This is a genomic window from Stutzerimonas stutzeri, from assembly GCF_024448895.1.
Classification (GTDB): Bacteria; Pseudomonadota; Gammaproteobacteria; order Pseudomonadales; family Pseudomonadaceae; genus Stutzerimonas; species Stutzerimonas stutzeri_Q.
The window spans coordinates 1-26,206 of the sequence record NZ_JAMOIC010000015.1 but is presented as its reverse complement, the minus strand read 5'-3'; the positions used below and the strand labels follow the sequence as shown (position 1 = coordinate 26,206).

General features: G+C 58.8%; 22 protein-coding genes. 15 read left to right on the top strand and 7 right to left on the bottom strand.

The window, feature by feature from the left end; all coding sequences use genetic code 11:
- Positions 1-4: 4 nt before the first annotated feature.
- On the top strand, positions 5-949 hold the full coding sequence (gene ispH / locus NA619_RS17115) for a 4-hydroxy-3-methylbut-2-enyl diphosphate reductase (protein ID WP_255963050.1): 945 nt from the start codon (positions 5-7) through the stop codon (positions 947-949).
- A gap of 183 nt (positions 950-1,132) precedes the next feature.
- Here the strand turns inward: ispH and NA619_RS17110 are convergent, their stop codons facing one another.
- Complete coding sequence (locus NA619_RS17110; protein ID WP_255963049.1) at positions 1,133-1,450, bottom strand: GspH/FimT family pseudopilin; 318 nt, start codon at positions 1,448-1,450, stop codon at positions 1,133-1,135.
- Positions 1,451-1,581: 131 nt separating this feature from the next.
- Between NA619_RS17110 and NA619_RS25245 the strand changes: the two genes are divergently transcribed.
- From NA619_RS25245 to speA, 9 genes are all read left to right on the top strand, one after another.
- Positions 1,582-2,142: a GspH/FimT family pseudopilin gene (locus NA619_RS25245; protein ID WP_423836845.1), complete on the top strand. Its 561-nt coding sequence runs from the start codon at positions 1,582-1,584 to the stop codon at positions 2,140-2,142.
- Positions 2,139-2,555 carry a type IV pilus modification protein PilV gene (gene pilV / locus NA619_RS17105; RefSeq protein WP_255963048.1) on the top strand — a complete coding sequence of 139 codons (417 nt, stop codon included), beginning with the start codon at positions 2,139-2,141 and terminating at the stop codon, positions 2,553-2,555. The genes NA619_RS25245 and pilV overlap by 4 nt, the downstream gene beginning before the upstream one ends.
- A gap of 2 nt (positions 2,556-2,557) precedes the next feature.
- Positions 2,558-3,667, top strand: a complete 1,110-nt coding sequence (locus tag NA619_RS17100) for a PilW family protein (RefSeq protein WP_255963047.1) — start codon at positions 2,558-2,560, stop codon at positions 3,665-3,667.
- A gap of 10 nt (positions 3,668-3,677) precedes the next feature.
- The gene (locus NA619_RS17095; RefSeq protein WP_255963046.1) at positions 3,678-4,184 is read left to right on the top strand and encodes a pilus assembly PilX family protein; all 507 of its coding nucleotides are present in this window, start codon (positions 3,678-3,680) and stop codon (positions 4,182-4,184) included.
- Positions 4,185-4,197: 13 nt separating this feature from the next.
- Positions 4,198-8,517 carry a pilus assembly protein gene (locus NA619_RS17090; protein ID WP_255963045.1) on the top strand — a complete coding sequence of 1,440 codons (4,320 nt, stop codon included), beginning with the start codon at positions 4,198-4,200 and terminating at the stop codon, positions 8,515-8,517.
- Positions 8,517-8,960, top strand: a complete 444-nt coding sequence (locus NA619_RS17080) for a type IV pilin protein (RefSeq protein ID WP_272891809.1) — start codon at positions 8,517-8,519, stop codon at positions 8,958-8,960. Before NA619_RS17090 ends, NA619_RS17080 begins: the two co-directional genes overlap by 1 nt.
- Before the next feature lie 35 nt (positions 8,961-8,995).
- Positions 8,996-10,084 (top strand): glycine oxidase ThiO, encoded by a 1,089-nt coding sequence (gene thiO / locus NA619_RS17075; RefSeq protein ID WP_423836844.1) that lies wholly within the window; start codon positions 8,996-8,998, stop codon positions 10,082-10,084.
- Between the two features lie 390 nt (positions 10,085-10,474).
- Complete coding sequence (locus NA619_RS17070) at positions 10,475-10,846, top strand: translation initiation factor Sui1 (protein WP_255963044.1); 372 nt, start codon at positions 10,475-10,477, stop codon at positions 10,844-10,846.
- A gap of 122 nt (positions 10,847-10,968) precedes the next feature.
- Complete coding sequence (speA, locus tag NA619_RS17065) at positions 10,969-12,882, top strand: arginine decarboxylase (RefSeq protein ID WP_255963043.1); 1,914 nt, start codon at positions 10,969-10,971, stop codon at positions 12,880-12,882.
- Between the two features lie 318 nt (positions 12,883-13,200).
- Here the strand turns inward: speA and NA619_RS17060 are convergent, their stop codons facing one another.
- On the bottom strand, positions 13,201-13,542 hold the full coding sequence (locus tag NA619_RS17060) for a zinc ribbon domain-containing protein YjdM (RefSeq protein ID WP_255963042.1): 342 nt from the start codon (positions 13,540-13,542) through the stop codon (positions 13,201-13,203).
- 150 nt (positions 13,543-13,692) lie between these two features.
- Positions 13,693-14,175 carry an acyl-CoA thioesterase gene (locus tag NA619_RS17055; protein WP_255963041.1) on the bottom strand — a complete coding sequence of 161 codons (483 nt, stop codon included), beginning with the start codon at positions 14,173-14,175 and terminating at the stop codon, positions 13,693-13,695.
- A gap of 330 nt (positions 14,176-14,505) precedes the next feature.
- On the opposite strand from NA619_RS17055, the gene NA619_RS17050 reads away from it, so the two are divergent.
- From NA619_RS17050 to NA619_RS17040, 3 genes are all read left to right on the top strand, one after another.
- A complete protein-coding gene (locus tag NA619_RS17050) occupies positions 14,506-15,186 on the top strand; it encodes a c-type cytochrome (RefSeq protein WP_255963040.1) in 681 nt (226 codons plus the stop codon).
- A 224-nt stretch (positions 15,187-15,410) separates the two neighbouring features.
- A complete protein-coding gene (locus NA619_RS17045) occupies positions 15,411-16,913 on the top strand; it encodes a catalase (protein ID WP_423836846.1) in 1,503 nt (500 codons plus the stop codon).
- Between the two features lie 76 nt (positions 16,914-16,989).
- Positions 16,990-17,544, top strand: coding sequence for an ankyrin repeat domain-containing protein (locus NA619_RS17040; RefSeq protein ID WP_255963038.1), 555 nt, complete (start codon positions 16,990-16,992; stop codon positions 17,542-17,544).
- On the opposite strand, the gene cynS is transcribed toward NA619_RS17040, so the two are convergent.
- Both cynS and NA619_RS17030 read right to left on the bottom strand, forming a co-directional pair.
- Entirely contained in the window at positions 17,545-17,994 is a 450-nt protein-coding gene (cynS, locus tag NA619_RS17035; protein ID WP_255963037.1) for a cyanase, read from the bottom strand.
- 599 nt (positions 17,995-18,593) lie between these two features.
- Positions 18,594-19,355, bottom strand: coding sequence for a phytanoyl-CoA dioxygenase family protein (locus tag NA619_RS17030; protein ID WP_255963036.1), 762 nt, complete (start codon positions 19,353-19,355; stop codon positions 18,594-18,596).
- Between the two features lie 475 nt (positions 19,356-19,830).
- Here NA619_RS17030 and NA619_RS17025 point away from each other — a divergent pair, with 475 nt between their 5' ends.
- A complete protein-coding gene (locus NA619_RS17025) occupies positions 19,831-20,292 on the top strand; it encodes a hypothetical protein (RefSeq protein WP_255963035.1) in 462 nt (153 codons plus the stop codon).
- Between the two features lies 1 nt (position 20,293).
- The gene (locus NA619_RS17020; protein ID WP_255963034.1) at positions 20,294-20,905 is read left to right on the top strand and encodes a superoxide dismutase; all 612 of its coding nucleotides are present in this window, start codon (positions 20,294-20,296) and stop codon (positions 20,903-20,905) included.
- A 129-nt stretch (positions 20,906-21,034) separates the two neighbouring features.
- Here NA619_RS17020 and NA619_RS17015 read toward each other — a convergent pair whose 3' ends face one another.
- Both NA619_RS17015 and NA619_RS17010 read right to left on the bottom strand, forming a co-directional pair.
- Entirely contained in the window at positions 21,035-24,691 is a 3,657-nt protein-coding gene (locus NA619_RS17015; protein WP_255963033.1) for an AAA family ATPase, read from the bottom strand.
- Entirely contained in the window at positions 24,688-25,923 is a 1,236-nt protein-coding gene (locus NA619_RS17010; RefSeq protein ID WP_255963032.1) for an exonuclease SbcCD subunit D C-terminal domain-containing protein, read from the bottom strand. The genes NA619_RS17015 and NA619_RS17010 overlap by 4 nt, the downstream gene beginning before the upstream one ends.
- Between the last annotated feature and the right edge of the window lie 283 nt (positions 25,924-26,206).

Here is a 26,206-nt window from a genome sequence, read left to right as displayed (position 1 = left end):
CGCCATGCAAATTAAACTCGCCAATCCTCGTGGCTTTTGTGCCGGTGTCGACCGCGCCATCGAGATCGTGAACCGTGCGCTAGAGGTGTTCGGTCCGCCGATCTACGTGCGCCACGAGGTCGTGCACAACAAGTTCGTTGTAGAAGACCTTCGTGAGCGCGGCGCGATTTTCGTTGATGAGCTGGATCAGGTGCCGGACGGCTTTATTGTGATCTTCAGTGCGCATGGTGTTTCCCAGGCAGTGAAGATGGAAGCGGACAAACGCGGGCTAAAGGTGTTTGACGCCACATGCCCGCTGGTTACCAAGGTGCATCTCGAAGTCACCAAATACAGCCGCGAAGGCCGCGAGTGCATCCTGATCGGCCATGAGGGGCACCCTGAAGTCGAAGGCACCATGGGCCAATATGACACGGCCAATGGTGGCGCCATCTATCTCGTGGAAGACGAACAGGACGTCGCAGCACTGGAAGTCCGCAATCCAGAGGCCCTTGCGTTTGTGACGCAGACAACGCTGTCGATGGATGACACCAGCCGAGTAATTGACGCATTGCGGACACGCTTTCCCAGCATCGGTGGGCCGCGCAAGGACGACATCTGCTACGCCACCCAGAACCGCCAGGATGCGGTCAAGCAGCTGGCTGATGAGTGCGACGTCGTGCTGGTCGTTGGCAGCCCCAACAGCTCCAACTCCAACCGTCTGCGCGAGCTGGCTGAGCGCATGAGCACTCCGGCGTATCTCATTGACGGCGCAGAAGACCTAAAGCAAGAGTGGTTCAAGAACATCGAGCGCATCGGCATCACCGCCGGAGCCTCAGCGCCTGAGGTGCTGGTGCGCGGGGTGATCGAACAGCTGAAAGAGTGGGGCGCCACCGGGATGAATGAGCTGGAAGGTCGTCCGGAGAATGTGACGTTTTCGATGCCGAAGGAGTTGAGGCTCAAAGCGGTGTAATCAGTCGGTACATCCGTTTTCTGCCAGTTCGTCCATGCGAGCACGGCCTCCCGCGTTTACAACGATCTTCCTCGTACGGTTGGGGCTGCAGACCAGAATGCTACCGGCCAGAAAAGCGCCCGAAGCCTGTCTGGTCCGTCCGGAGCCCGTGTAGCCGATATAGCTTGATAGGGTGCTATTTCCCTAAATCTGAAGTTTCGATTCATCCGAATAGCTGAATATCAGAGGCTCGCCAGCGTCCTGCTGCGCATTCTGATTGCTGTCAATAAAAATTACCCAGCCTCGCTCCCACCCTCCTGTGGCGCGCATGACCACAAAGGTGTTGCGTTTTATTGCCTCATGTCGCGCTTGGCTGATTGAGGTAAGAAGCAGCCTTGACTTAGTGTCAACTTCTGCCTGCACAAGCGAATCTTGAAGCTGAGGAACTGCCACCAATAACGTGACAGACAAGACAGAAAGGGTGATCAGAAGCTCTAATAATGTGAATCCGCTGGGTTTCATTGCATGCATCCTTGCGTTGTTTTCCAAATACGACCGACCATCATCCTAGATTGGCCGCACATCCGTGCCAGGCAGACTTTAGGTTCGTGCCTTCTTAGGATGCAAATCAAAATTGTGGGATGAATCCATAAATGCGACGCCTTCAACAAGCTTTTACCCTGATCGAACTAATGATCACCATAGGGATACTTGCGATCGTATTGGCTGCAGCGGTTCCTGCATTGTCCCAGTCGGTCAGGAATGTCCGGCTCAGCTCACTCATCAATGATCTTACTACCTCAGTGACCTATGCGCGTTCCGAGGCCGTCAAGCGGAGCCGTAGAGTGGTGATTTGCCGAGCAAATGCTGCGCGCGACAATTGCGACTACGGGGGTGGAAATTGGTCGGCGGGATGGCTCATTTTTGTTGACTCCGCAGCGTCCGATACGGCTACGCCCGTGTACGTTGCAGCCAACCTGCTGCGAATCTCCGACGTGCCGCCGTCAGCAAGCACGGTCACCGGGCGTAGCGGGGCTACTGGAAGAGGCTGGGTGCGCTACACAAGTATCGGAACCCTCGCCAGATCGTCCGCCAGCGCTGATATCTTCAGCTGGGACGTTAGCTTGGCGAATGCGGCGGCCGAGCGCGCGCGCACCGTCCAGGTTGGCTTGGCGGGGCGTACTAGCATATGCAAAGGAACTGTATGCGAATGAATTCTAAGAAGGGAAGCTCAGGCTTCAGCTTGATTGAAGTGTTGATTGCTCTGGTGATTATTTCTGTTGGTTTGATAGGGCTAGCAGCGTTGCAGGCCAGGGGGTTGCAGTACAACCAAGGGGCCTACTTGCGTTCGCAGGCTAACGTATTGGCCTACGACATGATTGACCGCATGCGGATCAATCGAGCCGATGCTCAAGCGGGTGCATATAACCTTTCACTATCGGCATCTGCCCCTAGCGGAAGTACTTTGGCTGCGCAAGATCTTGTCGATTGGCTTGGGTTGCTAGCTGGCAGCTTGCCCGCCGGAGACGGCGAGGTCAGTTGTGATGTAACGCTCTGCAGCGTCCGGGTGACTTGGCAGGAAGCGGATGGGGCTACGTACGAATTCAATTACCAGACACGGATTTAATTATGAAACGAGGCCAAGCAGGGCTGTCTCTGGTTGAACTGATGATCGCAATGGTCATTGGTCTGGTATTAATGACTGGCGTGTTACAGATATTCCTAGGCAGCAAGCGCGTATATACAACGCAAGATGCGCTTTCGCGAATACAGGAAAATGGACGCCTCGCAGTTGATTTCTTAAGCCGTGATACACGTATGGCTGGCTATGCAGGTTGTGCCAGCGGAGCTAACAGCAGCTTGCATAATGGACTAAATATCAATCCATCAACTGCGTCCCATAAGCTTTTGTTCGACTTCGAGATGCCTGTTGAGGGGCTCAACAACGTAGGCACTATCTCTGGCTGGGGATCTACTGTTACGCCGATCGCCGGAACAGACCTCTTGTTTGTCCGTGGGGCTTTCACTGGCGATGTTGGGATAAAAGCGAATAACAGCAGTGGCAATCTTAGAGCCGAAACGAACTCCCCGGTTATCGCTGGAGAGGATGGCGGGCCTGATTGCACAGCCAGCGGCTCGCTTTGCCAGAATGATGTCGTGATGATTTCCGATTGCGCGAAAAGTCGTGTGTTTCAAGTGACCAACTTGAACGCGGATGGGGCTTCTGCTGCGTTAGTAGTGCATGCGGCGTCAGGGAGTCCTGGCAATGCGTCACCTGCTAGTTGGGGCGGCTCGTCAGCGCCGCCAGAGGAAGTCTTTGGCGTCGAGTCCGAGCTACTGCGCGTTAGCACTTTGGCTTATTTCATCGGTGAGAACCCAGCAGGGAGGCGAGCGCTGTATCAGCGTGCCGGCACCGGTGCGCCAGTGGAGCTGGTCGAGGGCATTCAAGACATGCAAATCACCCATGGCTACGACACGTCCGGCGATGGTGTGCCGGACTCTTACGTGACGGCAGCCTCTATTTCAAATGCAGACCGAGCCACGCACGTAGCCAACTGGGCGAAGGTCACCAGTGTTCGCGTCGCGCTGCTATTGCAAAGCAACGACGACAATATTGTCGAAACGCCCCAACAAATCACTTTCAATGGAAGCACGGTAAACCCGTCGTCAGGTACCCAGGACCGTCGTTTAAGACAGGTCTTTGTATCCACTATCGGTATTCGCAGCCGTCTGGACTAGGACTTTGAACATGGGAAATTCAGCGAGCAATCAGCGCGGCGCTGTTCTTATAGTGGCCCTGATTATGTTGTTACTTCTAACCATCATCGGTCTTGCGGGTATGCAGGACTCGAATTTACAGGAATCGATGGCAGGTAACATGCGCGATCGCAATATAGCATTTCAGGTCGCTGAGGCCGGATTGCGTGCAGGTGAAAACGAGTTACGTAAAGCCACCATTACCGCGCCTGTTGCAGCGCCGGTTGCCCGTCCGGGCGACCCTTGTTTTTGGTGGTCGTGCGGGAGCGGAACTGTATTCAACTGGGCTGCAAGTCCGGCGGTCACGGCGACCCTCAACTATGGTGTGCCCAACCCGCAATATGTCATTGAACTCCTTCCGGCATTGCCTGCAGCCACGACTGGCAATAGCGCTAAATTCGGTGAGGACACCCTGTCCCGGGTATATCGCGTGACCAGCCGCGCCGGTGGCGGTACAGGCGACTCTGTCGTCGTATTGCAATCGACCTTCAAGCGCTGATTAAGGAACAAGCATGAAAAACTGGATTTCGAAGTCTGCGCTCAAGGCATGCATAAGTGCGTTGCTGGTGGGCTCTGTTGCAATGTCCGCAAATGCGGTCAGTCTCAGCAATGTGCCGCTGTTTCTCAATGCGCCGGTTGCCCCCATCGTCATGTTGAACATGTCGAAGGATCATCAGCTTTTCTATAAGGCTTACGATGATTATTCGGATGTGAATAAGGATGGTGTGCTCGACACTACTTACAATCACCAGATTGATTACTATGGCTATTTCGATACCCAAAAATGCTATGTATACAGCAGCGGGCGTTACGAACCGGCCAGCTTGACGGCTGATAAGTACTGTAACAGCGGAACCACGACCGGGCAGTGGGCGGGGAATTTCCTGAATTGGGCCACCATGACCCGTATCGATGCGGTACGGAAGATTCTTTACGGCGGGCTTCGCTCTATCGATTCGACAACTGAGACAGTTCTACAGCGCGCTTTTTTGCCAAACGATGCGCATAGTTTCGCAAAATATTACCGTGGTTCCGATTTGCCCAAGTTAGCTGGGGTATCTGTTACAGAGTTTTCCGATTCTTCCGCAGCGGGTCTGACCATTTGTAATACGACAGAGTCCAGCGGCTTTTCGCATAATTCCACAAGCGCGCCACTAATGCGTGTGGTGAAAGGCAATTACTCACTTTGGGCTGCTAACGAACGATGGCAGTGCCGCTGGTCCAGAAATAGCAATGGCAACGATCCGAGTAAGACTGGTATCAAGGCGTATTCAAACAGCCCTTCGATGCCAAGCAACTCGTCGAATGGCGGCGATTTCAACGTTCGGGTAAAGGTCTGTGCCAGCGCTTCCATGCTTGGAAGCGAAAAGTGCAAGGCCTACAACTCAGCAACCGGTACTTCTCTGAAGCCAATTGGCTTGCTGCAGACATACGGCGACAGCAATCTAATCAAGTTCGGCCTGATGACAGGGTCATACAGCAAGAACAAATCCGGAGGTGTGCTGCGTAAGAATGTGTCGAGCATGAATGATGAAATAAACGCCGAGACAGGGGTGTTTCTGTCTGCGCCGTCTACTGGGGGGATCATCAGCGCGCTCAACAAACTGACCATTTATGGTTACGATTTCAGTGATGGTACCTACAACAACAGTAGCGGTGACAATTGCAGTTGGGGAAAGTCTTCCTTCAATAACGGTCAATGCACTAACTGGGGTAATCCGCAAGCCGAGATTTTTCAGGAATCGCTCAGCTACCTATCTGGAGGGTCGCCTGCCTTCGCTGTGCCAAACCCAGACAAAATCAGTGGTTTGAACTCTGCCGCCTGGAGCGCTCCGATAACCAGTGAAAACTCTTGCGCGCCTTTGAACATCATTCAGTTCAACGCGAGTACCACGTCATACGATGGTGACAACCTGTCAACCTTGGGCGCGCCCACCAACAGCACCAATACGGTGGGAGCCGGAGAGTCGATCAATGGCGGCACTTTCTTCATCGGGAAGTCAGGCACATCGGTCGATGGGCTGTGCACGCCGAAGACAATTGCTAACCTTTCAGACGCCTCCGGTACTTGTCCTGACGCGCCTCGGCTGGAAGGGACGTACAAGATAGCCGGTCTCGCCAATTACGCTCGTACGCATGATCTTTTACCCGCGCTTTCCGGGAACCAGAAAGTGAAGACCTACGGCGTGGCCTTGGCGCCCGCAGTACCTAAGATTGAGATCCCGCTGGAGCAAGGGAAGAAAATAAGCATTCTGCCAGCTTGTAAGAACAGCTCTATCGGCGGCAACTGCGCGATCGTCGACTTCAAAGTTGTCAACTCTTCTTCATCGGCAGGGAAGCTCTACGTCAACTGGGAAGATAGCGAACAGGGCGGTGATTACGACCAGGATATGTGGGGCGTGATCGATTACGCCATTTCGGGTTCGACCATCAGTGTCACCAGCCAAGTGATGGCCCAATCCACGGGCGACAAAATGGGCTTTGGTTATGTCATAGGCGGTACCGAGTCGGACGGGTTCCATGTGCATTCCGGCATTAATGGCTTCCCTTTCCCGACGGACCCTAACCCGGGTGTCGGTACCGGCGAGTCGGGTTCTTGCCGCAGCAGTGGAACTGACGGGCGGTGCGACGTAGCCAATGCCACCGCTCGTACCTACGTCATTGGCACAACCTCAGCCAAGTCTCTCGAGCAACCGCTGTACTACGCAGCCAAGTGGGGCGGTTTCGAGGACATCAATAATGATGGCAAGCCCAACACGGTGGACGAGTGGGACGCGGACGGTGATGGCGTTCCAGATACCTACTTTTTCGCCAGCAACCCAGCTCAACTAGAAGCGTCATTGGCGAAAGCCTTCGAACAGGTTGCGGCGACAGCGTCTTCGTCTGCGTCGGTCGCCACCAACTCGACACGGCTGGATACTGAGACGCTGATCTACCAGGCTCGTTTCGACAGCAACGACTGGAGTGGTCAGCTTCTGGCGTACCGAGTTGCGGCGGGTGGAGATATCAGTGTCGTGGCGTGGGATACCAACCAGTCCGGCAAAATACCGTCGCCAGGCAACCGCAAGATCGTGACCTGGACGGGCACTGGCGGAGCAAATCTTGAATGGGACTCTTTGAGCAGTTCCCAGAAGGCGGGCTTGGCTGGAGCTAGCAGCCAAACCCTGACTACGGCGCAAGTGACTCTCGGGCAGCAACGACTGGCCTGGCTTAAAGGGGTCCGAGATCAGGAGCAACCTGCTGGAGACTTACGTAAACGCAAGTATCTGCTAGGTGACGTCGTCAACTCCGACCCAGTGTTCGTTGGCGCGCAGGATTACGGGTATAGCCGGCTGCCTGCAGGTACGCCGGGTGCCGATTCATATGCGGCCTACGTGGCTGCGAAGGCAGACAAGGCCCCTCTACTGTTGGTTGGCGCAAACGACGGAATGCTCCATGCGTTTAACGCCACGACAGGCGTAGAGGCGTTCGCCTACATGCCTAGTAAAGTCTTCAACGATATACGCAAGATCACCGCGCCAGACTACGGAATGGTATCCAATCCGCATCGCTATTTTGTCGATGGCCAGATTTTCATCGGCGACGCCTACATCGACGATTCCTGGCGCACGGTTGCGATCGGAAGCTACGGAGCAGGTTATCGTGGCGTATTCGCACTGGATCTGACTAACGCAGGCACCGGGACCGGCTTCAGGCCTTCCGATGTTCTGTTTGAGCTTGATGATGCCAATTGGGCGGACATAGGTAATGTCATGAGCCCCGGTATCATCGGTCGGCTTCCGGATGGCACCTGGGGTGCTGTTTTTGGAAACGGTTATAACAGTCAGAATGAACAGGCGAAACTGCTGGTGGTGAACCTGGCTTCTGCAACTGATAGGGTGGCTATTTCGACAGGCACCAGCACAACAGCCAATGGGCTTTCTGGCCCGGCCTTGCTAGCTAATGCGCAGCGGACACTTATTCAGGCCTACGCAGGCGATCTCGCTGGAAACATGTGGAAGTTTGGTTTTACGGGAAATAACTCGACGACCCGAGCCAACTGGGAAGTGGCCTACAAGAGCGGCAACACGCCCGCTCCGCTCTTCAGGGCAAAAAACGCTGCCGGGGAGGCACAGCCCATCACCTCAGTTCCCGAACTGGGTTACAACCCGGACGGCAACCGCCTGATGGTCTTCTTTGGTACTGGAAGTTATTTCATGCCTAGCGATGTCGTTGTGCCTACCCCGCCGGCGACATCCAGGGTGGAAAGTTTCTATGGGATTGTTGATGCCGACGCTGCAATTACGCAAGCAACTGGTAGCGGTCGTGGCTCGTTAGTAGCACAGACCATTTTGTTGGAGAAGAACTTTGGTTCGCTGTCATTGCGCAAGGTTTCCAACACCACGGTCGACTACAGCAGCAAATCCGGCTGGTATCTGGACTTGATAAAGCCAAGCATGAGCGGTACCACTGGCAGGCAGGGCGAGCGGGTGGTGAGCGCGCCGATATTGCGCAATGGCCGGATCATTTTCCCGACTGTCATTCCGTCCCAAAGCGTTTGTTCGGCTGGCGGCGACAGCTGGCTAATGGAACTTGACGCCTGGAGCGGGGGCCGTCTTGCTTATCCGGTCTTCGACGTGAACGGCGATGGCGTGATCAATGACCTCGATCTGGTCGACGGTGATCCAATGAGCGGCAAGAAGTCCAGGCAGGGCATCATCAAGACACCTGCGATCATTTCTGCCGGCGACATTGAATATAAGTTTGCGAGTGGCACTGCGGGCGGGATTGATGTCACCGTCGAAAAAGGCGGCGCTAACGAAGGGCGGCTTTCCTGGAGGCAGTTACGCTAATGGCTAGTTTCAATAAATCTATCGATGCAGAACGTAGCGCTGGTTTCACGCTTATTGAGCTGATGATCGTTGTTGCCATCATTGGCGTTCTGGCGGCCATTGCTTACCCCAATTACCGTGAGTATGTGATGAAAGGCAACAGAAGCGACGCGGAGGCGGCTTTGACCCGCTCCGCTCAGGAGCTGACGCGCTGCTTCACCAGTTTCAATCAATACGACCATGATGATTGTGCCGAGGCGACCCTCTACGACGCGGCCTACGCATCGGCTGAAGGGCACTACGCGCTAACTGCGGTGATCAACCCCACTACGTTTGTTCTCACGGCCACTGCCGCTGGCACGCAGTTGGGCGACACCAGTTGTAGGACGTTCACGCTTTCCAATACGGGTGCTCGTACGGCTGCGACCTCAGCGCCCGCCGACTCAACTGCGCGCTGCTGGTAAAATCCCGGGCATTAATTCATTGCTTGGAGATATCAGTGACCATTTGTGTAGTCGGAGCGGGCGTCATCGGTATGCTGTCGTCACTGCAGCTCGCCGAACAGGGCGTCTCGGTCGTATTGCTCGATCAGCAACGCGCCGGCACCGAAGCCTCCTGGGCCGGTGGCGGTATTGTCTCGCCGCTATACCCCTGGCGTTATAGCGCAGCGATTACAGCACTGGCGCATTGGTCGCAGGACTACTACCCGGGGCTCGGCGAGGCTTTGAAGCAGCAGAGCGGGGTCGATCCGGAGGTTCACGAGACTGGGCTGTACTGGCTGGATCTGGAAGATGAAGACCAATCCCTGGCCTGGGCACGCCGCCATGGTCGGCCGCTGCACCCCGTAGACCTGGAGCAGGTACATACCGCTGTGCCTTCGCTTGGCGATGGTTTCTCAAGCGCGGTGTACATGCCAGGCGTGGCCAATGTCCGCAATCCGCGGTTGCTACAGGCGCTGCGTGCAGCGTTGGCGAGGCTGTCCAATGTGACGATCATCGAACATTGCCCTGTAAGCGGTTTCATTAATGAAGGTGCGCGAGTCGTCGGCGTGCAAACGGCGCAGGGCGAGATGCGTGCCGAGCAGGTTGTCGTCGCGGCGGGCGCCTGGAGTGGGCGGCTGCTTGCAACACTGGGGCTCGAGCTGCCGGTCAAGCCCATGAAGGGCCAGATGATCTTGTTCAAGTGCGCCCAAAATTTCCTGCCGAGCATCGTGCTGGCCAAGCGGCGTTATGCGATTCCGCGGCGTGATGGTCACATTCTCGTGGGCAGTACGTTGGAGGATGTCGGTTTCGACAAGACGCCAACCGAAGATGCCCTGGAAAGCCTCCGAGAGACGGCCATTGATCTGCTTCCTGGGCTGGCTGATGCCACAGTGGTCAAGCATTGGGCGGGTCTGCGTCCTGCTTCGCCTGAGGGCATTCCTTATATAGGGCCGGTGCCGGGCCACGAGGGGCTTTGGCTCAATTGCGGGCATTTCCGAAACGGGCTGGTATTGGCGCCTGCTTCATGCCAGCTATTGACGGATCTGATGCTGGATCGCTCGCCTTGCATCGACTCCGAGCCGTACGCCCCTGCTGGTCGACTCTGATTCTGACACTGCCAAGGCTCTGGTGCGCACGGTGTATTGATGACCAACCCGGCGCTGGTTGGGTTTGATTGTCGGGCGCGTCGTTTCGTTGAATCGTCATGTCTGGCACTGATACCGTTGGGCTGAGGTGCGTCGGTCTTCGCCGCGGATCGGGCCTTACACAACGCCCGTCGTTAGGTATGCGTGACCGATGGTCAAGAGGCAGAGCGGCGGTCTTTCAGCGGCCTGAACGTAGCATTTCATCACTTAGTGCGGTGCTGTCGTGCTATTCGGCGGCGTTTGCAGCAAAGCGCTGCGCAGCCCTTCGAGTGCGCCGGTTTTGCTGTTAAATTGGACGGCTTTATGGCGCTGAGCCTAGTCGCGCCGATTTCTGTCTTCAAGAGGTTGTGTGTGGCCAAGAAAACCACGTCCCGTTCAGGCCTTGGCGGTCTGGTCTTTTCCACCGACACGGGGCGCCACTGCCCAGATTGCAGCCAACCGCTGGACGCCTGCATCTGCAAGCAACTGCTGATTCCCGCGGGTGATGGCATCGCTCGTGTTCGCCGGGAAAGCAAAGGGCGGGGCGGCAAGACGGTAACTACCATATCCGGCCTTCCCCTCGCTGAAGCTGAACTCAAGGAACTGGCCAGCGCGCTAAAGCGCCGCTGCGGTACCGGCGGCGCGCTCAAAGAAGGCGTGATCGAGATCCAGGGCGACCATGTTCAATTGCTCACCGACGAACTGATAAAGCGCGGTTTCAAGGCCAAGAAGTCCGGCGGTTGAGCCCGTTTTTTCAAGCCAATCCGGCATCTGCGCTTATTTCATGGCCCGGCTGCTGTCCAACCTGTACTGCCTTGTTGTCGCGCTACGCTCGACAGACCCCATCTCATTTTCAGGAGGCTTAGATGCCTGTAAGACGCACACGTAAAGATGACGGAAGCCAGTGGACCGCAGCGGATAGTCGCAGCGTGTATGGCATTCGTCATTGGGGCGCAGGCTACTTTTCGATCAGTGATGAGGGCCATGTCGAGGTGCGCCCGCAGGGGCCCAATGGGGAGGCCATCGAGTTCACCAGCCTGATCGAGCAGCTGCGCGATGCCGGCTTGACTCTCCCGCTGCTGGTGCGCTTCCCCGATATCCTGCAGGACCGCGTGCGTCGTTTGACCGGGGCCTTCGATGCTAACATCGAGCGCCTTGAGTACCAGAGCAAGTACACCGCGCTGTACCCGATCAAGGTCAATCAGCAGGAGGCGGTGATCGAGAACATCATCGCCACGCAGAACGTCTCCATCGGCCTTGAAGCGGGCTCCAAGCCAGAGCTGATGGCGGTGCTGGCGCTGGCGCCGAAGGGCGGCACCATCGTCTGCAACGGCTACAAGGACCGGGAGTTCATTCGTCTCGCGCTGATGGGCCAGAAGCTCGGCCACAATGTATTCATCGTCATCGAGAAGATGTCCGAGGTCGGGCTGGTGATCGAGGAAGCGGCTGAGCTGAAGATCGTCCCGCAGGTTGGTCTGCGTGTGCGACTGTCCTCACTGGCGTCGAGCAAGTGGGCCGATACCGGCGGTGAGAAGTCCAAGTTCGGACTGTCGGCCGCGCAGCTGCTTACCGTCATTGACCGCTTCCGCGCCGCGGGCGTCGATCAGGGTGTTCGTTTACTGCACTTCCATATGGGTTCGCAGATTGCCAACCTGGCCGACTATCGCGACGGCTTCCGCGAGGCCATTCGTTATTACGCAGAGCTGCGTGCGCTGGGCCTGCCGGTCGACCATATCGACGTTGGCGGCGGCCTGGGGGTTGACTACGACGGCACCCATTCGCGCAATGCCAGTTCGATCAACTATGACATCGACGAGTACGCCGGCACTGTGGTTGGCATGCTCAAGGAGTTCTGTGATCGGCAGGAGCTGCCGCATCCACACATCTTTTCGGAGAGTGGCCGTGCGATGACCGCGCACCATGCTGTACTGGTGATGCAGGTGACCGACTTCGAGCGCCACAATGACGAAGCGCCGATCATCGAGAACTACGACGAACTGCCGGAGATCGTCCAGGCCCTGGCTGATCTGCTCGGCCCGACCGATCCCGAGATGGTCACGGAAACCTATTGGCGTGCCACGCACTACATGAGCGAAGCGGCTGCGCAGTACGCGTCCGGCAAGCTGTCGCTGGCGCAGAAGGCGATGGCCGAGCAGAGCTACTTTGCTATCTGCCGCCGTTTGTACAACCAGCTCAAGGCCCGTCAGCGCTCGCACCGCGCCGTGTTGGACGAGCTGAATGACAAGCTCGCCGATAAGTACATCTGCAACTTCTCGGTGTTCCAGAGCCTGCCGGACACCTGGGCCATCGACCAGATTCTGCCCATCGTGCCGCTGCATCGTTTGACTGAAGAGCCGGTGCGTCGCGCCGTGCTGCAGGATCTGACCTGCGATTCCGACGGCAAGATCAAGCATTACGTCGACGAGCAGAGCATCGAGAACAGCATGCCGGTGCACGATATTCAGGCGGGGGAGGAGTACTTCCTCGGTGTCTTCTTGGTGGGTGCTTACCAGGAAATTCTTGGCGACATGCACAACCTGTTTGGCGATACCGATTCGGTAAACGTCTATCAACGCGAGGATGGCAGTTTCTACCACGCCGGCATCGAGACCCACGACACCATCGAGGACATGTTGCGCTACGTGCACCTGTCGCCCGAGGAGCTGATGACCTATTACCGCGACAAGGTATCGAGTGCGCGGCTCAGCGCGAAGGAGCGCACGCAGTACATCGATGCGTTGCGTCTGGGGTTGACTCGATCGTCCTATCTGACGCCGTGATTGGGGTTACTTCGCCAGCGATCGGGGTAATTGAGAGCTGATCACCAGCCGATCAGCCTCTGTCGGACCGTAGGGTGGATGTCGCTTTTTACATCCACCGTGACTCCGCTTGGTGGATCGATGAAGCGCGATCCACCCTACGGCTGTATGGCGAGCGTTGCGTCAGATCGATCTGGCGAAGCTCGGATTCCGCTTATCGTGCCCACTCATAGATCTCGCAGGAACGTAGGGTGAATGTCGCTTTTAACATCCACCGTGAGTTCCCTTGGTGGATCGATGAAGCGCGATCCACCCTACGGCCGTATGGCGAGCGTTGCGTCAGACCTTTCTGACGAACTCCGATTTCAGCTTCATCGCGCCGATGCCGTCGATCTTGCAGTCAATGTCATGGTCGCCGTCGACCAGGCGAATGTTTTTGACCTTGGTGCCGACTTTCACGACCAGCGATGAGCCTTTGACCTTCAGGTCCTTGATTACCGTGATGGTGTCGCCGTCCTGCAGCGTGTTGCCGACCGAGTCCTTGATCACTTTGGCGTCATCGCCGGATTGCTCGGCGGCGTTGGCCTGCCACTCGTGGCCGCACTCCGGACAGACCAGCATCTGGCCGTCCTCGTAGGTGTATTCGGAGTTGCATTGGGGGCAGGATGGCAAAGCGCTCACGGCGAATCCTCGGTTGGCTGATGCGAAAAGCCGCGGATTGTATAGGGTTTTTGCCTGCAGGCGTGCACGCCTGCTGCGACTGCCGAGCCTTGTGGCGCGCCGCGCGTGATCCGGCCTGCCTCAGTGAGCGTTACGCTTCAGTCGCTGCTATCAGTAATCGTCTTTGAGTGCGCGATAACGCTCTTCCAATTCACGACGAATCTGGCGGCGCTGCTGCGCCTGGATGAATCGGCGTTTCTGGTCGGGCGAGGTCGGCTGCAGCGGAGGCACTGCTGCGGGGCGGCCATCTTCACCGACTGCGACCATGGTGAAAAAGCAGCTGTTGGTGTGACGGACCGTTTTCTGCCGGATGTCTTCGGTGACCACCTTGATGCCGATTTCCATCGACGTGGTGCCGACGTAGTTGACCGACGCAAGAAAGGTCACCAGCTCACCGACGTGCACTGGCTGGCGGAAGTTAACCTGGTCCACTGACAGCGTGACCACGTACTGTCCGGCATATCGGCTGGCGCAGGCGTAAGCTACTTCGTCGAGGTATTTCAGCAGGGTGCCGCCATGTACGTTGCCCGAAAAGTTGGCCTTGTCCGGTGTCATCAGGACGGTCATGGTCAGTTCGGCATGTGCATCTAACATGTTGCGCGGCTCGTGCTGGCAAAAAGGGCCGCTACTTTAGTCGAATACGGCACGGCTGTGTTCGCCATATGCGCACGACCTTCAGTTTTTTATCAGAGGGTCAATGCGGCAATAGCGCGCAGCGGTGCGGCAGTGGTCTGTCCATGACTATGCAGTCGATCGGGCCCTTATCGCTGCTGGGGCCTGGGCACAGATGTGAGCTGATTTCGCTTCTGCCCGGCCGCGCGCGGCTGAGTGCGGCTTTATTGACCTGCGCCAGTATCGCGCTTGGTTTTATCCCTATAGTCCGGCTGCCTACGCGCTTCAACTTCAACCCGTGCCGGATTCGCCATGCGCCTGATCATCTTTGTCCTGTTCAGTTTTCTCGCCCCGATTGCCCATGCCAGCGAGGAGGCAATGCAGCGCTTCAGCTATCTGATGGATGATCCCTCGCGTCGCGAGCAAGCTTATGCTGCAGGGCAGGAGCGTGCGGTGTTCTGTGGTTACTGTCACGGTGAGGACGGCAACAGCAAGCGGCCGCACATCCCGAACCTGGCCTCTCAGAGCCCCATCTACCTGTTTCACTCGTTCGAGAAATTCGCCAATGGCAAGCGGGTCGACTACGTCATGTCGAAGCTGGCCAAAAGCCTGACGCTAGAGGACCGGGTCAACATCGCCGTCTACTTCAGTCAACAGAAGGTTGCCCCGTCTGCAGCCAGCGCAGAGCCGGATCGCATCAAGCGTGGTGGAGTGCTGTTTCAGGGCACCTGCACCGCCTGCCACGGTGACCGCGCGCAGGGCATGGAGACAATGCCGCGCCTGGCCGGCCAACCTGACGAGTACATTCGCAAGGCGCTTACCCGGTTCCGCGCGAACGACCCGAGCCGCGCCGGCTCAGTGATGATCGGCATTGCCAGCAAGCTGTCCGACGCCGATATAGAGGCCCTGGCGGCCTACCTGACCCAGCTGCGGCTGAGCGACATTCAGGAGCAGCGGGCAAGTGCACAGCGACTCGGCGCGAGCCTGCACTAGAGCTCGTCTTTGACCAAAGCTCGCCATAGCCGTCGTGCAGACGGGTGCGCGTGAACCGCACGAGAGTGCGAAACAACCAGAATTTTCCTATCACGCCGCTTCGCTTATTCAATTTCGCCTATCGTGCCCCGAACCCTAGTCTCCTCGACGCGTGCAACACGCAATTAAAATGAGAAGAGGACGACTAGATGAATCGTTACCTGTCAGGCGCTTTGCCTGCCCGCATGCTGTTAGGCGTGCTTTCCGCCAGCTTGCTGACCCTTTCGGCCCATGCCGCTCCGCTGACCCGCGATAATGGCGCGCCGGTCGGCAACAACCAGAACTCGCAGACCGCCGGCCCCAACGGCCCGACCCTGCTGCAGGACGTGCAGCTGCTGCAGAAGCTGCAGCGTTTCGGTCGCGAGCGAGTGCCCGAGCGCGTCGTGCATGCGCGTGGCACCGGTGCCCACGGCGAGTTCACTGCCACTGCCGACATCTCCGATCTGTCACTGGCCAAGGTGTTCGAAAAGGGTGAGACCACGCCGGTGTTCGTCCGCTTCTCGACTGTCGTTCATGGCCTGCATTCGCCCGAAACATTGCGTGATCCACGCGGTTTCGCCACCAAGTTCTACACTGCCGATGGCAGCTGGGATCTGGTCGGCAACAACTTTCCGACCTTCTTCATCCGCGACGCGATCAAGTTTCCGGACATGGTCCACGCGTTCAAGCCGGACCCGCGCACCAATCTGGATGACGATACCCGCCGGTTCGACTTCCTCTCGCACCATCCCGAAGCCACTCGCACCCTGACGCTGCTGTACTCCAACCAGGGCACGCCGGCGAGCTACCGGATGATGGACGGCAACGGCGTTCACGCTTACAAGCTGGTCAATGACGAGGGGCAGGTGCACTACGTCAAGTTCCACTGGAAAAGTCAGCAAGGCTTGAAGAACCTCGACCCGAAAGAGAACGAGGCGATGCAGGGCAAGGACTACAGCCATCTGTCGCGCGATCTGATTACCGCTATCGACAAGGGTGACTACCCGAAGTGGGACCTCTACATCCAGGTGCTCAAGCCGCAAGATCTGGCGAAGTTCGACTTCGATCCGCTGGACGCTACCAAGATCTGGCCTGACGTGCCGGAGCGCAAGATCGGCCAGATGGTGCTGAACAAGAACCCGGATAACGTGTTCCAGGAGACCGAGCAGGTCGCCATGGCGCCGGCCAATCTGGTGCCCGGTATCGAGCCCTCGGAGGATCGTCTGCTGCAGGGACGCCTGTTCTCCTACGCTGATACCCAGATGTACCGCATCGGTGCCAATGGTCTTAGTCTGCCGATCAACCGCCCGAAGGTGGACGTCAATAACGGCAACCAGGACGGCCAGCTGAACAGCGGTCATACCACTACCAGCGTCAACTACCAGCCGAGCCGTCGTGAGAACCGCGAGGAAACGCCTCGGGCGATGTACAGCAAGCTGGAGTTGAGTGGCACCACCCAGCAGGCGCCGATCCAGCGTCAGCAGAACTTCAAGCAGGCCGGCGATCTGTATCGCTCGTTCAGCAAGAAGGAGCGCACGGACCTGATCAACACCCTGGGCGGCGAGCTCGCCAAGGCTGATGAAGAAGCGCGCTACCACCTGCTGTCGTTCTTCTACAAGGCCGATGCCGAGTACGGAGAAGGGCTGACCAAGGTCGCCAAGTCCGATCTTGATCGAGTCAAAACGATAGCTGCCAAGCTGCAGGACTGATGTCGCAACGGGCCGCTGCCACGCACGGCGGCCCACTGACCCGAGCGCGGCTCGGGTCACCCTTTCGGGAGAGAACATGAAAAGCCTATTTCTACTGGCCGCGCTGCTGCTTGGTAGCGGGCACGCTTTCGCTTACTCGGAACCGACGGACGTCCAGCACGACGATGCCGATCAGGTACAGAGCCAACTTCGCGATTACTTTTTCAATGCCGCCCGCTTCGGCGATAACGAAGTGCTACAGGAATTCATTCAGGCCGGTTACGACCTGAACACCGCGGACGACAAGGGCTACACCGCCCTGATCCTGGCCGCCTACAACGGGCAGCCTGACACTGTCGAACGCCTGATAAGCGCTGGTGCCGATGCCTGCGCCAAGGACAAACGCGGCAATACGGCGTTGATGGGCGCGATCTTCAAAGGCGAGCTGCGCATCGCCAAACGATTGCTAGCCACCGAGTGCGATCCCGACCAGCGCAACAACGCCGGCCAGACGCCAGCGATGTACGCCGCGTTGTTCCAGCGCGAGGCCTTGCTCGAAGCGCTACGCGAGCGCGGCGCCGATCTGGAGGCGACCGATCCGATGGGTAATCGGGTCGAGAGTTTGGCTCGTGGCGAGATACGTACCCGCTGATCAGTAACTCTTGTACGGCAGGAATTTACCGGACAACACCACATTGACCCGATCTCCCTTGGGGTCGGGCTGGCGCTGAATGTCCATGGAGAAGTCGATGGCGCTCATGATGCCGTCGCCGAATTCCTCATGAATCAGCTCCTTGATGGTGGTTCCGTAGACGTTGACCAGCTCGTACCAGCGATAGATCAGCGGATCGGTGGGCACGGAAGTGGGCAGTGACCCTTTATAGGGCACGATCTGCAGCCAGGCGATAGCCTCGTCGGACAGGTCGAATAGCTTGCCCAGTGTCTCCGCCTGGGGTTTGTCGAATGCCATCTGGCCGAGGCGTCCGGCGGTGGTCCATTCCTTCGACATGCCTATGGATTCGGCCACCTGGCTCCATTTCAGGCCCTTGCGCACCTTGGTGGAGATGATCATTTCCGTTACTTGGCTGCGGCAGGAAATCATTGTGGTTTCTCTTCGAATGGCGCCGCGCGCGACGGCTGGTGCGCACTCAAATGCAGAACTTATGCCAGCGCTTAGAAGTAGCATCCATCCCCAGCTGCACAGGCCGCCTGCCGGAACGTAGGGCCGAATTTATTCGCTGAAGGTCTGGGGTGCTTCCAAGTACTTCCCCCGACGCTCCGCTTATCGGTAGCGCGATGACTGTCATGGCCGAATACGTACAGCCCTGCGGCTCGCACCAAGTTTGCAGGCCCTGACCTTGACCTGCTGGGCTTGCCGCTCCAGTCGTATCCGTATCAGCTCCATACGCAATCGCACGGGCCTAGCTGAACGTATGGCCGGATTTATTCGGCCGAGAGTCTGGAATGCTGCCAGACATTTCTCCTGGCGCTCCAGCTTATCGGTAGCGCGTAGTGTCATGGCCGAACACGTTCAGCCCTACGGCTCGCACCAAGTTTGTAGGCCCTGACCTTGCCCTGCTGGGCTCGCCACTCCAGTCGTATCCGTATCAGCTCCATACGCAATCGCACGGTACTACCGGGACGTAGGGCCGAATTTATTCGGCCGACAGCCTGGAACGCCGCGACGAGGCTGCTCTGCGCTCAGTCATATTCCGAAGCTTCATGCTCACCGAGCAAACGGCGCTGCCTGGGCGTGGCGGTAGCGACTACCTCAGGGTTGAAGGCCCACGTCAGGTAGGGCGAGAACTTCTGCGCGACCATTCGCCTTCCGTAATGCACTTGCAGCAGGTTGCGGCTGCGGTCGGCGGTCCGGTTGCGGCTGCCGGCGTGCCAGAGATCGCTGCGGAAAATCAGCACATCCCCAGCCTCGCAAAGCACCGGTTGCGGCTGAAGACCCTGCCAGCTGGTTTCGCCGGGCCTTGGTTTACGCCCCGCACGATGGCTGCCGGGAATCACCAGGGTGGGGCACAGGTCGGCGTCGATCCGGTCGAGGTAGAGGTGCGCCGTACAGATCTGCATCGGTAGTTCGAATGCGGGGTCTCTCAGCCATTTCTCAGGCAGCTCCACATCGAGGTAGTCGGCATGCAATTCACCGCCGACGAACCCCGGGTGGCTGCGCCAGGCCGTTTGGCCGATCACGTGGCAGTCGCGCCCGAGGCAGGCTTCTGCCAGTTCGATCACGCCCGGCAGGTCGAGGTAGGGCAACCAGAACGGATCACGGTTGAAGACGCACTTGTAGTGATCATCCACCAGTCCTTGGTAATCCCAGTGGATCGGCTCCAGCTGATCGATTGCGCGGCGTACGGCTTCGATCTGTGGCGGCTGCAAGACATGACGTAGCAGCACGAAGCCCTGCTGGTGCATGGCGTGCAACTGATTAGCGATAACGGCTGTTTGGCTCATGATGGTTACCCGGCAGTGCTTGCATGGTCGACAGCTAAATGAAAGCCAGGGTTCTTATCCTTGCCTCGCCTGCTGATGTGCTGCATCGGGCAGGTAGGTGCATGGCCACAAGCGGTGCGCCCGCAACACCCTCTCTCGTGCGGACTTCGGGGCGTAGCCACAAGCCGCGTTTCCGGGGTTCGCTTCTGTTTCGCACCGTCCGTCCCCGGCCGTTTGCTCGGCAGCAAGTCCAGTCAATCGTCAGATTTCAGTCTGCGTCCTGTGTCATCAGTGGCTCTTCTCCCGCCTCGTTTCCGTCCGAATGTTCGGCCTCGCAAATGCTCGTTCGTCGGTGGGCCACACGCAGCGCTTGCTCAGCTCTGCCGGTAAATGATAATTAAAATCATTAGCGAAGGCCGGCACTGTTCAGCACCGTCGGCCTCGTTCGCTGTGCACCTTCCATCCGCTGAAGCGCCCCGCTTCAAGGAGACCACCCATGGAGCACTGGAAACGGACCGTCGAACTGGCCAATGAGTTATTCAGCCGGCGCGAATACATCGATGCCCGCGAGCAGTACTTGCAGGCCCTTGCACTCAGTCGAGTCCTTTTCGAGCGATGGCACGACGTCGATGAGGCGGTCGCGGCCTACGTTATTTCTCACCACAACCTTGCCGACGTTCATCTGCGGCTTGAGCAGCCCGAGGAAAGCGCCGAATACCTGTGTGCCATTCACGAGCACTTGCTGCAGTGCCTCGTTGACGTTCGGCTGAAGCCCGAACTGCGCCAGGCGTGCCTACGCCATAGTCGGCACAGCTACATCGAACTTCTGCAGTTCACCACTGTGCACGGCGAAACTCCGCGCATTCGCCGTGTGCTCAAGCGCAGCACCCATCAGCCTGCGTCAGCATTACAACAGCAGGCTCTCTTGCATGAAGGCCCCTATCACGGAGTTCACTGACATGCCTCATACGCTTCCCGATCTTCCTTATGCTTACGATGCGCTGGAGCCTCACATCGATGCCCAGACCATGGAAATCCACTACACCAAGCACCACCAGACCTACATCAACAACCTCAACGCGGCGCTGGAAGGCACCGAGTGGGCTGAGATTCCGGTAGAAAAACTGCTGACGATGATTCAGCAGCTGCCATCCGATAAACAGCCTGCTGTGATCAACCAGGGCGGCGGCCACGCCAACCATTTGCTGTTCTGGACGGTAATGGCGGTCAACGCCGGAGGTACGCCGGAAGGTGAACTCGCTGAAGCCATCGACGAGCAGCTGGGCGGCTTCGATAAATTCAAGGACGCCTTTACCAAAGCAGCGGTTTCACGCTTCGGCAGCGGCTGGGCCTGGCTGAGCGTCACGCCCGAGAAGAAGCTGGTGGTCGAGCACACCGGCAATCAGGACAGCCCATTGATGAACGGCAACACACCGATCCTCGGGCTGGACGTCTGGGAACACGCCTACTACCTGCGCTACCAGAACCGCCGGCCCGAATACATCAACGCGTTCTATCAGGTCATCAATTGGCCTGAAGTGCAGCGGCGTTACCAAGCGGCCATGGCCTAAAGTAAGCCAAGCACCGTACCCATCGCGCCACGCCCCTACATCAAATGTAGGGGCGAATTTATTCGCCCAAAGTGTCGCCCAGGCAATCTCCCTAGACTCACACCATCTTCAGAAGATGCACTGCGTCTTCTAAACGCCCCCCGAGCCCACGATCTCCAACCCGCTCTGTCCATTCCCCATGCGCTGCACCTGAATCTGCACCGGGATGCGTTCGTGCATTTCCGCCACGTGTGAAATCACCGCCACCTTGCGGCCTTGCGCCTGCAGCGAATCCAGCGCGTCCATGGCGATCTGCAGCGACTCGGGATCAAGGCTGCCGAAGCCTTCGTCGATGAACAACGATTCGATCTTCAGCTTGCTCGAGGCCATCGAGGCCAGGCCCAACGCAAGCGCCAGCGAGACGAGAAACGTCTCGCCCCCAGACAACGAATGCACTGAGCGCAGCTCGTCGCCCATCTCCGTATCCATCACCAACAGCCCCAGCGGGCTGCCGCCGCGCTTGAGTCGGTAGCGCCGTGCCAGCTGGCGCAGCTGTACATTGGCGTGCTGCACCAGTAGGTCGAGGTTGTACGCCTGAGCGATCTTGCGGAAGGCACCGCCGTCACTTGAGCCGATGAGCGCGGCAATGCGGCCCCAACGCTGGCTTTCCGCGGTGGCGTCGGCGACCTGCGAGAGCAAGGCCTGGCTTTGATTGCGGCGCCTGTCGTCGTCGAGCAGCGCGGCGCGGACGTCGGTATGGCGCTGCTCGGCTTCGTCACAGCGGGTTTGCTGTACGGCGAATTCCGCTTCGAGCGATGCGGCATCGGGTGCGTCCGGCTGGCTTGCCTGATGTGCGGCCAGGCGCTGCTCGCAGCCGTCCAGGCGCTCGCGGCTGCGGGCGAGCTGTTCGGTGTTGGCACGCAGGCGCTCGCGCGCTTCGGCAAGCAATGTGTCGTCCAGCTGGAGCAGCTGGGCCAGGGTCGCATCGTCTAGATCCGGATGCGCGGCGCGCCAAATCGCAAGTTCGTCGCCCAGCGCGTTGCGTTCGCTTAGCAACTCCTCTCGGCGCTGGCTGCAATTCTGTTGCTCACCGGCGAGTCGGGTTAGTTCGACACGGGCTTCGGTCAACTGCCGGTCAATATCGGCCTGTTGCTGGCGCGCGGTCTGGACTGCAACTTCCAGCTGCTGTTGCCACGTCTGTGCGCTGGGCTGCTCGCCCAGACTTTCACGCAGCATCACACGGCAGGCTTGTTCACGGGTTTGCAGCCCGGCGAGACGGGCGGCACAGGCTTTGTGTTGATCCAGGCGATGCTGTTGCTGCAGCTGCTCGCGCTCCAGTGCGGCCTGACGTTGCTGCCGTTCCTCTGCCAATGCGGCGTGCTGATCGATCTGCTGACGCCGCGCTTCGATCTGGCTGTCCAGCTGCATGAAGGTCTCGGCGGGCTTGTCACGCCAATGCTCCAGTAGGGCCGCCGGCAGCACGCTGGCTAGCTCGGCCAATTCTTCGTCCATTCGTGCGTCGTCACGGGCGATGGCATCGCGTTGTGCCGCCAGTGCTTGCGTGGCCTGGACGCAGCTTTCCCGCGCGCTCTGCCAGGCTTTTTGCAGCGTTTCGCTGCGCTGCTGCAGGTTGAGTAATTCGCGCTGCCTGGTGCTCGCGGTCGCGATGTCGGTTTTGAGCGAGGCTATTCGGCTGTCGAGCCAGGTCAGGCGAGTAGCTTCAAGCTGCTCCAGCAGCTTGGTATGGGCGGGCAGGGCAGCCAGTTGTTGTGCAAGCTTGGCTTGCTCATCGGCGACTTCGGCCAGGCGCTGTGTGCTCTGCTTGATGCCGGTTGTGAGGGCAATGTGCTGGTCGCGCAGGGACTGCAGCCTTTCGTCCTGCGTCTTGAGATGCCGTTGCGCCTGTTCGAGCTCATGCTCGTCGTGCCCTTCGAGGGCAGTGAGCAAGGCCTCGCCGTCGTGCCAGGGATGCTCGCCACTGCCACAAACGCTGCAGGGTTCGCCCGGCACCAACGCGGCGCGCAGGGCTTCGACGTTGGCGCTGCGTGCCAGGCGCTGTCGATCAAGGAGGGCCTGCACGACCTTGAGTGCTTTTTCCGCATCGTCGCGTTCGCTTCCGGCGAGTTTGCCAATCGGGACCAGCGCAGCGAGTTCGGCTTGTTGACCGCTTTGTTCATCCTTGAGCCTGTCCTGCTGCGCGCTGAGCTGCTGCTGTCGCGTCCAGAGGCTATGGAGCCTTGAGAATTCGCTTTCGGCTTCACGCCAGACTTCGAGTGTGTTGGTCAGTTGCGCCAGTTGCTCGGCCACACCAGTGTCGCCGCCGATTTTCGTTTGCAGTTCGTCGAGGGCTTTGCGCGCGCGCGTCTGCGCGGTTTCTGCGGCAGTGGCAGCCGCTTCCAGCGCGGGCAGCTCCTGACGGCCTTGCTGCAGGCGAGCGGCGATCTGTACCGCTTGTTGCAGGCGAGGACGATAGCCACTCCATGATGCGCACAGCGGTTGCAGGTCTGCACTGCGTAACAGCTGGTCGTCCAGCGTCTTGAGCTGCGACGCACCCAGTTCCTGCTGTTGGCGCAGCTGGCTCAGGGCCTGCTCGCCGGCCTTGCTGGCAATTTCCGCCTGTTCGGTTTGGCCGCGTGCGTCACGCAGGTCGTTACCGATGTGGCTCAGGCGCTCTTCTTCACGGCGGGCCTGGGCGAGCGCCGGTTCCGCGGTCTTGATGGCTTGTTCAGCGGCCTTCAGCGCTTTAGTCGACGCCTGGCAAGCCTGTTCCAGTTCCTGGAGACGTGAATGAACGGCGGCGTGGTCGCGGGCGTGGCGGGTCAGGTTCTGGTCGACCTTCGCCAATAGTGGTTCGAGTTCTGTGGCGCGTAGGAAGCGATGGCGCTGCGGTGCCAATTGCTCGAATAGCCCAAGGATGCGTCGTGCATCGGCCAGGTTTTCCCGTTCTGCTTCGGCCTCGGTGAGCTGATCGCGGGCACCGTCACGCTCGCTTTGCAACCGCGCGCGGTCCAGCAGCCATTGGTGCTGTTGTTTCAGGGTTTCGAGTTGCTGTTGCAGTTCTTTGAGTTCGGCCAGCTGTTGCTGGTGCTGGTCTTCCAGGGCTTGGCGCGCTTCGGGTTCGAGAGGTATTACTCCTTCTGCTTGACGCGTCAATTCCCCTAATATTTCTTTCGCCTGCTGAGACGCTGCGTAGGCCGATTGACCGATACGGCTGTAAAGAGCTGTGTCGGTTAGTTTCTCTAGTAGAGTGCCTCGCTCATCGTCTTTTGCTTTCAAGAAGGCGCTGAACTCGCTTTGTGCAAGGAGAACCGCCCTGGTGAACTGGGCGAGGTTGAGGCCGAGCTTGTGTTGTATCAGTTCTTCGAATTCCCCCTTCTTACCGCTGGCTAAAAGTTGGCCGCCATCAAGGTCTGTCAGGCTCTGATTGCTAGCTTGCAAGCGCCCATCGACTTTTTCGCGCGCCCGCTTGACCTCCCATCGGGCGCGGTAACGATTTCCATCAATGCCGACGAAATCCACTTCCGCATACCCGTTTCCACAGCCGCGACGTAGCAAGTTGCGCACGTCGTTTGTACCAATTTCACCGTCGCCATCCGGCACTTTGCTAAGTGCATTGGTATTAGCGAGTCTTGGTGTTTTGCCGAAGAGTGCCAGACACAGGGCGTCGAGAATGGTGCTCTTGCCGGCGCCTGTTGGCCCGGTGATGGCGAATAACCCCGCGCTGGCCAACGGCTCTGCAGTGAAGTCGATGGCCTGCTCGCCGGCTAGGGACGCCAGATTCTTCAGGCGGATGGCGAGAATCTTCATCGGGCGTCTCCTTCGCCAGCGAACTCGACCTGCTGCAGCAGACTGGCAAAGTCGTCCATCGCCTGCTCATCCGGTGGGTTGCCGAATTGCTCTTCCCAGGCGCGGGTGAAGAGTTCCTGCGGGGTGATCTGGTCGAGCCCGAGCAGCACTTCCGACTCAGCCTCGCCACGCACGCCACGGTATTCACTGGCGATCCGCACCAGGCGGCAGGCCTTGCCGGTGATCGCCGTTTCGATGCGCTGGCGCAGGTCGGGCATGGGCTCGTCGAGCTGCACGCGCACTTCGAGCCACGGCAGGTTTTCGGCAAACAGGCCCACCGGTGGCAGCGCTTCGAGCTGGCTAGTGACCTCGGCCAGCGGCGCGCGGCCAATGCGGATCATCTCCACCGCGCGGGGTACGGGCAGCGCCTCGACAGTGGCAAGCCTGTCGCCATCAAAGCTCACCAGCAGGATCTGGTGCGGGTAATTGATCTCGCCAAAGGACAGCGGCAAGGGCGAGCCGCTGTAACGGATGCGCTCTTGGCCGGCGACCTTCTGCGGCTTGTGCAGGTGGCCGAGGGCGACATAGGCGATGGGCTCGGGAAACAGGCTGGCCGGCAGCGCCTCGGCGTTGCCGATGACGATATTGCGCTCCGAGTCCTCCGATACCGCGCCACCGGCCATGTGTGCGTGGCTCATGGCGATCAGCGCCTGACCGGGTTGGCGCTGCGCTTCGGCGGCGGAGATCAGGTGGTGATGGACGTGGCGGATGCCGAGCATATAGTCGTCTCCAGCCTCGCCACCGGTGACTTCTGCCGGACGCAGGAAGGGCAGGGCCAGGCACCAGCCGGCGATCTCGCCCTTGGCGTTGTGCAGCGGGACCAGAAGTCGGTTGTGATCGAGCTGGTTCTCGGCGATCCAGCTTATGCGGCCGATGGCGTGGGCATTGAGGCGCTTCATCAGCGGCCCGGGAAGTTCGATGCGCCCGCCTGAGTCGTGGTTGCCTGCGATCATCACGATGTCCAGCTGCGGCAACTTTTCATGGGCGCGGACGATGAAGTCGTACAGGCGCTCCTGAGCCTTGAGCGGCGGGTTGACCGTGTCGAAGATGTCGCCGGCGATCAGCAGGGCGTCGGGCTGGTGCGTGATTAGCTGGTCGAGCAGCCAGGCGAGGTACTGCGCGTGTTCGTAGTCGCGGTCCTGGCCGTGGAGGGTCTGGCCGAGGTGCCAGTCGGAGGTGTGGATCAGGCGCATACGAGGGGTCTTTTTTCGTTGGAGTCGCGGCGGGGCGCGACTGGATGCGAACGTCTGGGCATGGAACTCAGGGTAGGATTATTGGGGCGAGTGGCGCCACGACTCATTGCTCGCGAAGCTATTTGGCTTTCGCTTCGTTGAAGGCGCCCGATTGCCGATGTTGGCTGAGGCATTAGTTTCGCCCTGCTGGGCGAGTCCCTTTTGGCAGTCGCCCCAAAAGGAACCAAAAGGTCTTGCCCCTGCATCCGGGTCTCGCTGCGCTCGACTTCCCTCACTCCGGTAA

Bases quoted from the DNA above. Each gene is read 5' to 3' on its own strand.
- ispH (WP_255963050.1), top strand. From the start codon at position 5: ATGCAAATTAAACTCGCCAATCCTCGTGGCTTTTGTGCCGGTGTCGAC.
- NA619_RS17110 (WP_255963049.1), bottom strand. From the start codon at position 1,450: ATGAAACCCAGCGGATTCACATTATTAGAGCTTCTGATCACCCTTTCT.
- NA619_RS25245 (WP_423836845.1), top strand. From the start codon at position 1,582: ATGCGACGCCTTCAACAAGCTTTTACCCTGATCGAACTAATGATCACC.
- pilV (WP_255963048.1), top strand. From the start codon at position 2,139: ATGAATTCTAAGAAGGGAAGCTCAGGCTTCAGCTTGATTGAAGTGTTG.
- NA619_RS17100 (WP_255963047.1), top strand. From the start codon at position 2,558: ATGAAACGAGGCCAAGCAGGGCTGTCTCTGGTTGAACTGATGATCGCA.
- NA619_RS17095 (WP_255963046.1), top strand. From the start codon at position 3,678: ATGGGAAATTCAGCGAGCAATCAGCGCGGCGCTGTTCTTATAGTGGCC.
- NA619_RS17090 (WP_255963045.1), top strand. From the start codon at position 4,198: ATGAAAAACTGGATTTCGAAGTCTGCGCTCAAGGCATGCATAAGTGCG.
- NA619_RS17080 (WP_272891809.1), top strand. From the start codon at position 8,517: ATGGCTAGTTTCAATAAATCTATCGATGCAGAACGTAGCGCTGGTTTC.
- speA (WP_255963043.1), top strand. From the start codon at position 10,969: ATGCCTGTAAGACGCACACGTAAAGATGACGGAAGCCAGTGGACCGCA.
- NA619_RS17055 (WP_255963041.1), bottom strand. From the start codon at position 14,175: ATGTTAGATGCACATGCCGAACTGACCATGACCGTCCTGATGACACCG.
- NA619_RS17050 (WP_255963040.1), top strand. From the start codon at position 14,506: ATGCGCCTGATCATCTTTGTCCTGTTCAGTTTTCTCGCCCCGATTGCC.
- NA619_RS17045 (WP_423836846.1), top strand. From the start codon at position 15,411: ATGCTGTTAGGCGTGCTTTCCGCCAGCTTGCTGACCCTTTCGGCCCAT.
- NA619_RS17040 (WP_255963038.1), top strand. From the start codon at position 16,990: ATGAAAAGCCTATTTCTACTGGCCGCGCTGCTGCTTGGTAGCGGGCAC.
- cynS (WP_255963037.1), bottom strand. From the start codon at position 17,994: ATGATTTCCTGCCGCAGCCAAGTAACGGAAATGATCATCTCCACCAAG.
- NA619_RS17030 (WP_255963036.1), bottom strand. From the start codon at position 19,355: ATGAGCCAAACAGCCGTTATCGCTAATCAGTTGCACGCCATGCACCAG.
- NA619_RS17025 (WP_255963035.1), top strand. From the start codon at position 19,831: ATGGAGCACTGGAAACGGACCGTCGAACTGGCCAATGAGTTATTCAGC.
- NA619_RS17020 (WP_255963034.1), top strand. From the start codon at position 20,294: ATGCCTCATACGCTTCCCGATCTTCCTTATGCTTACGATGCGCTGGAG.
- NA619_RS17015 (WP_255963033.1), bottom strand. From the start codon at position 24,691: ATGAAGATTCTCGCCATCCGCCTGAAGAATCTGGCGTCCCTAGCCGGC.
- NA619_RS17010 (WP_255963032.1), bottom strand. From the start codon at position 25,923: ATGCGCCTGATCCACACCTCCGACTGGCACCTCGGCCAGACCCTCCAC.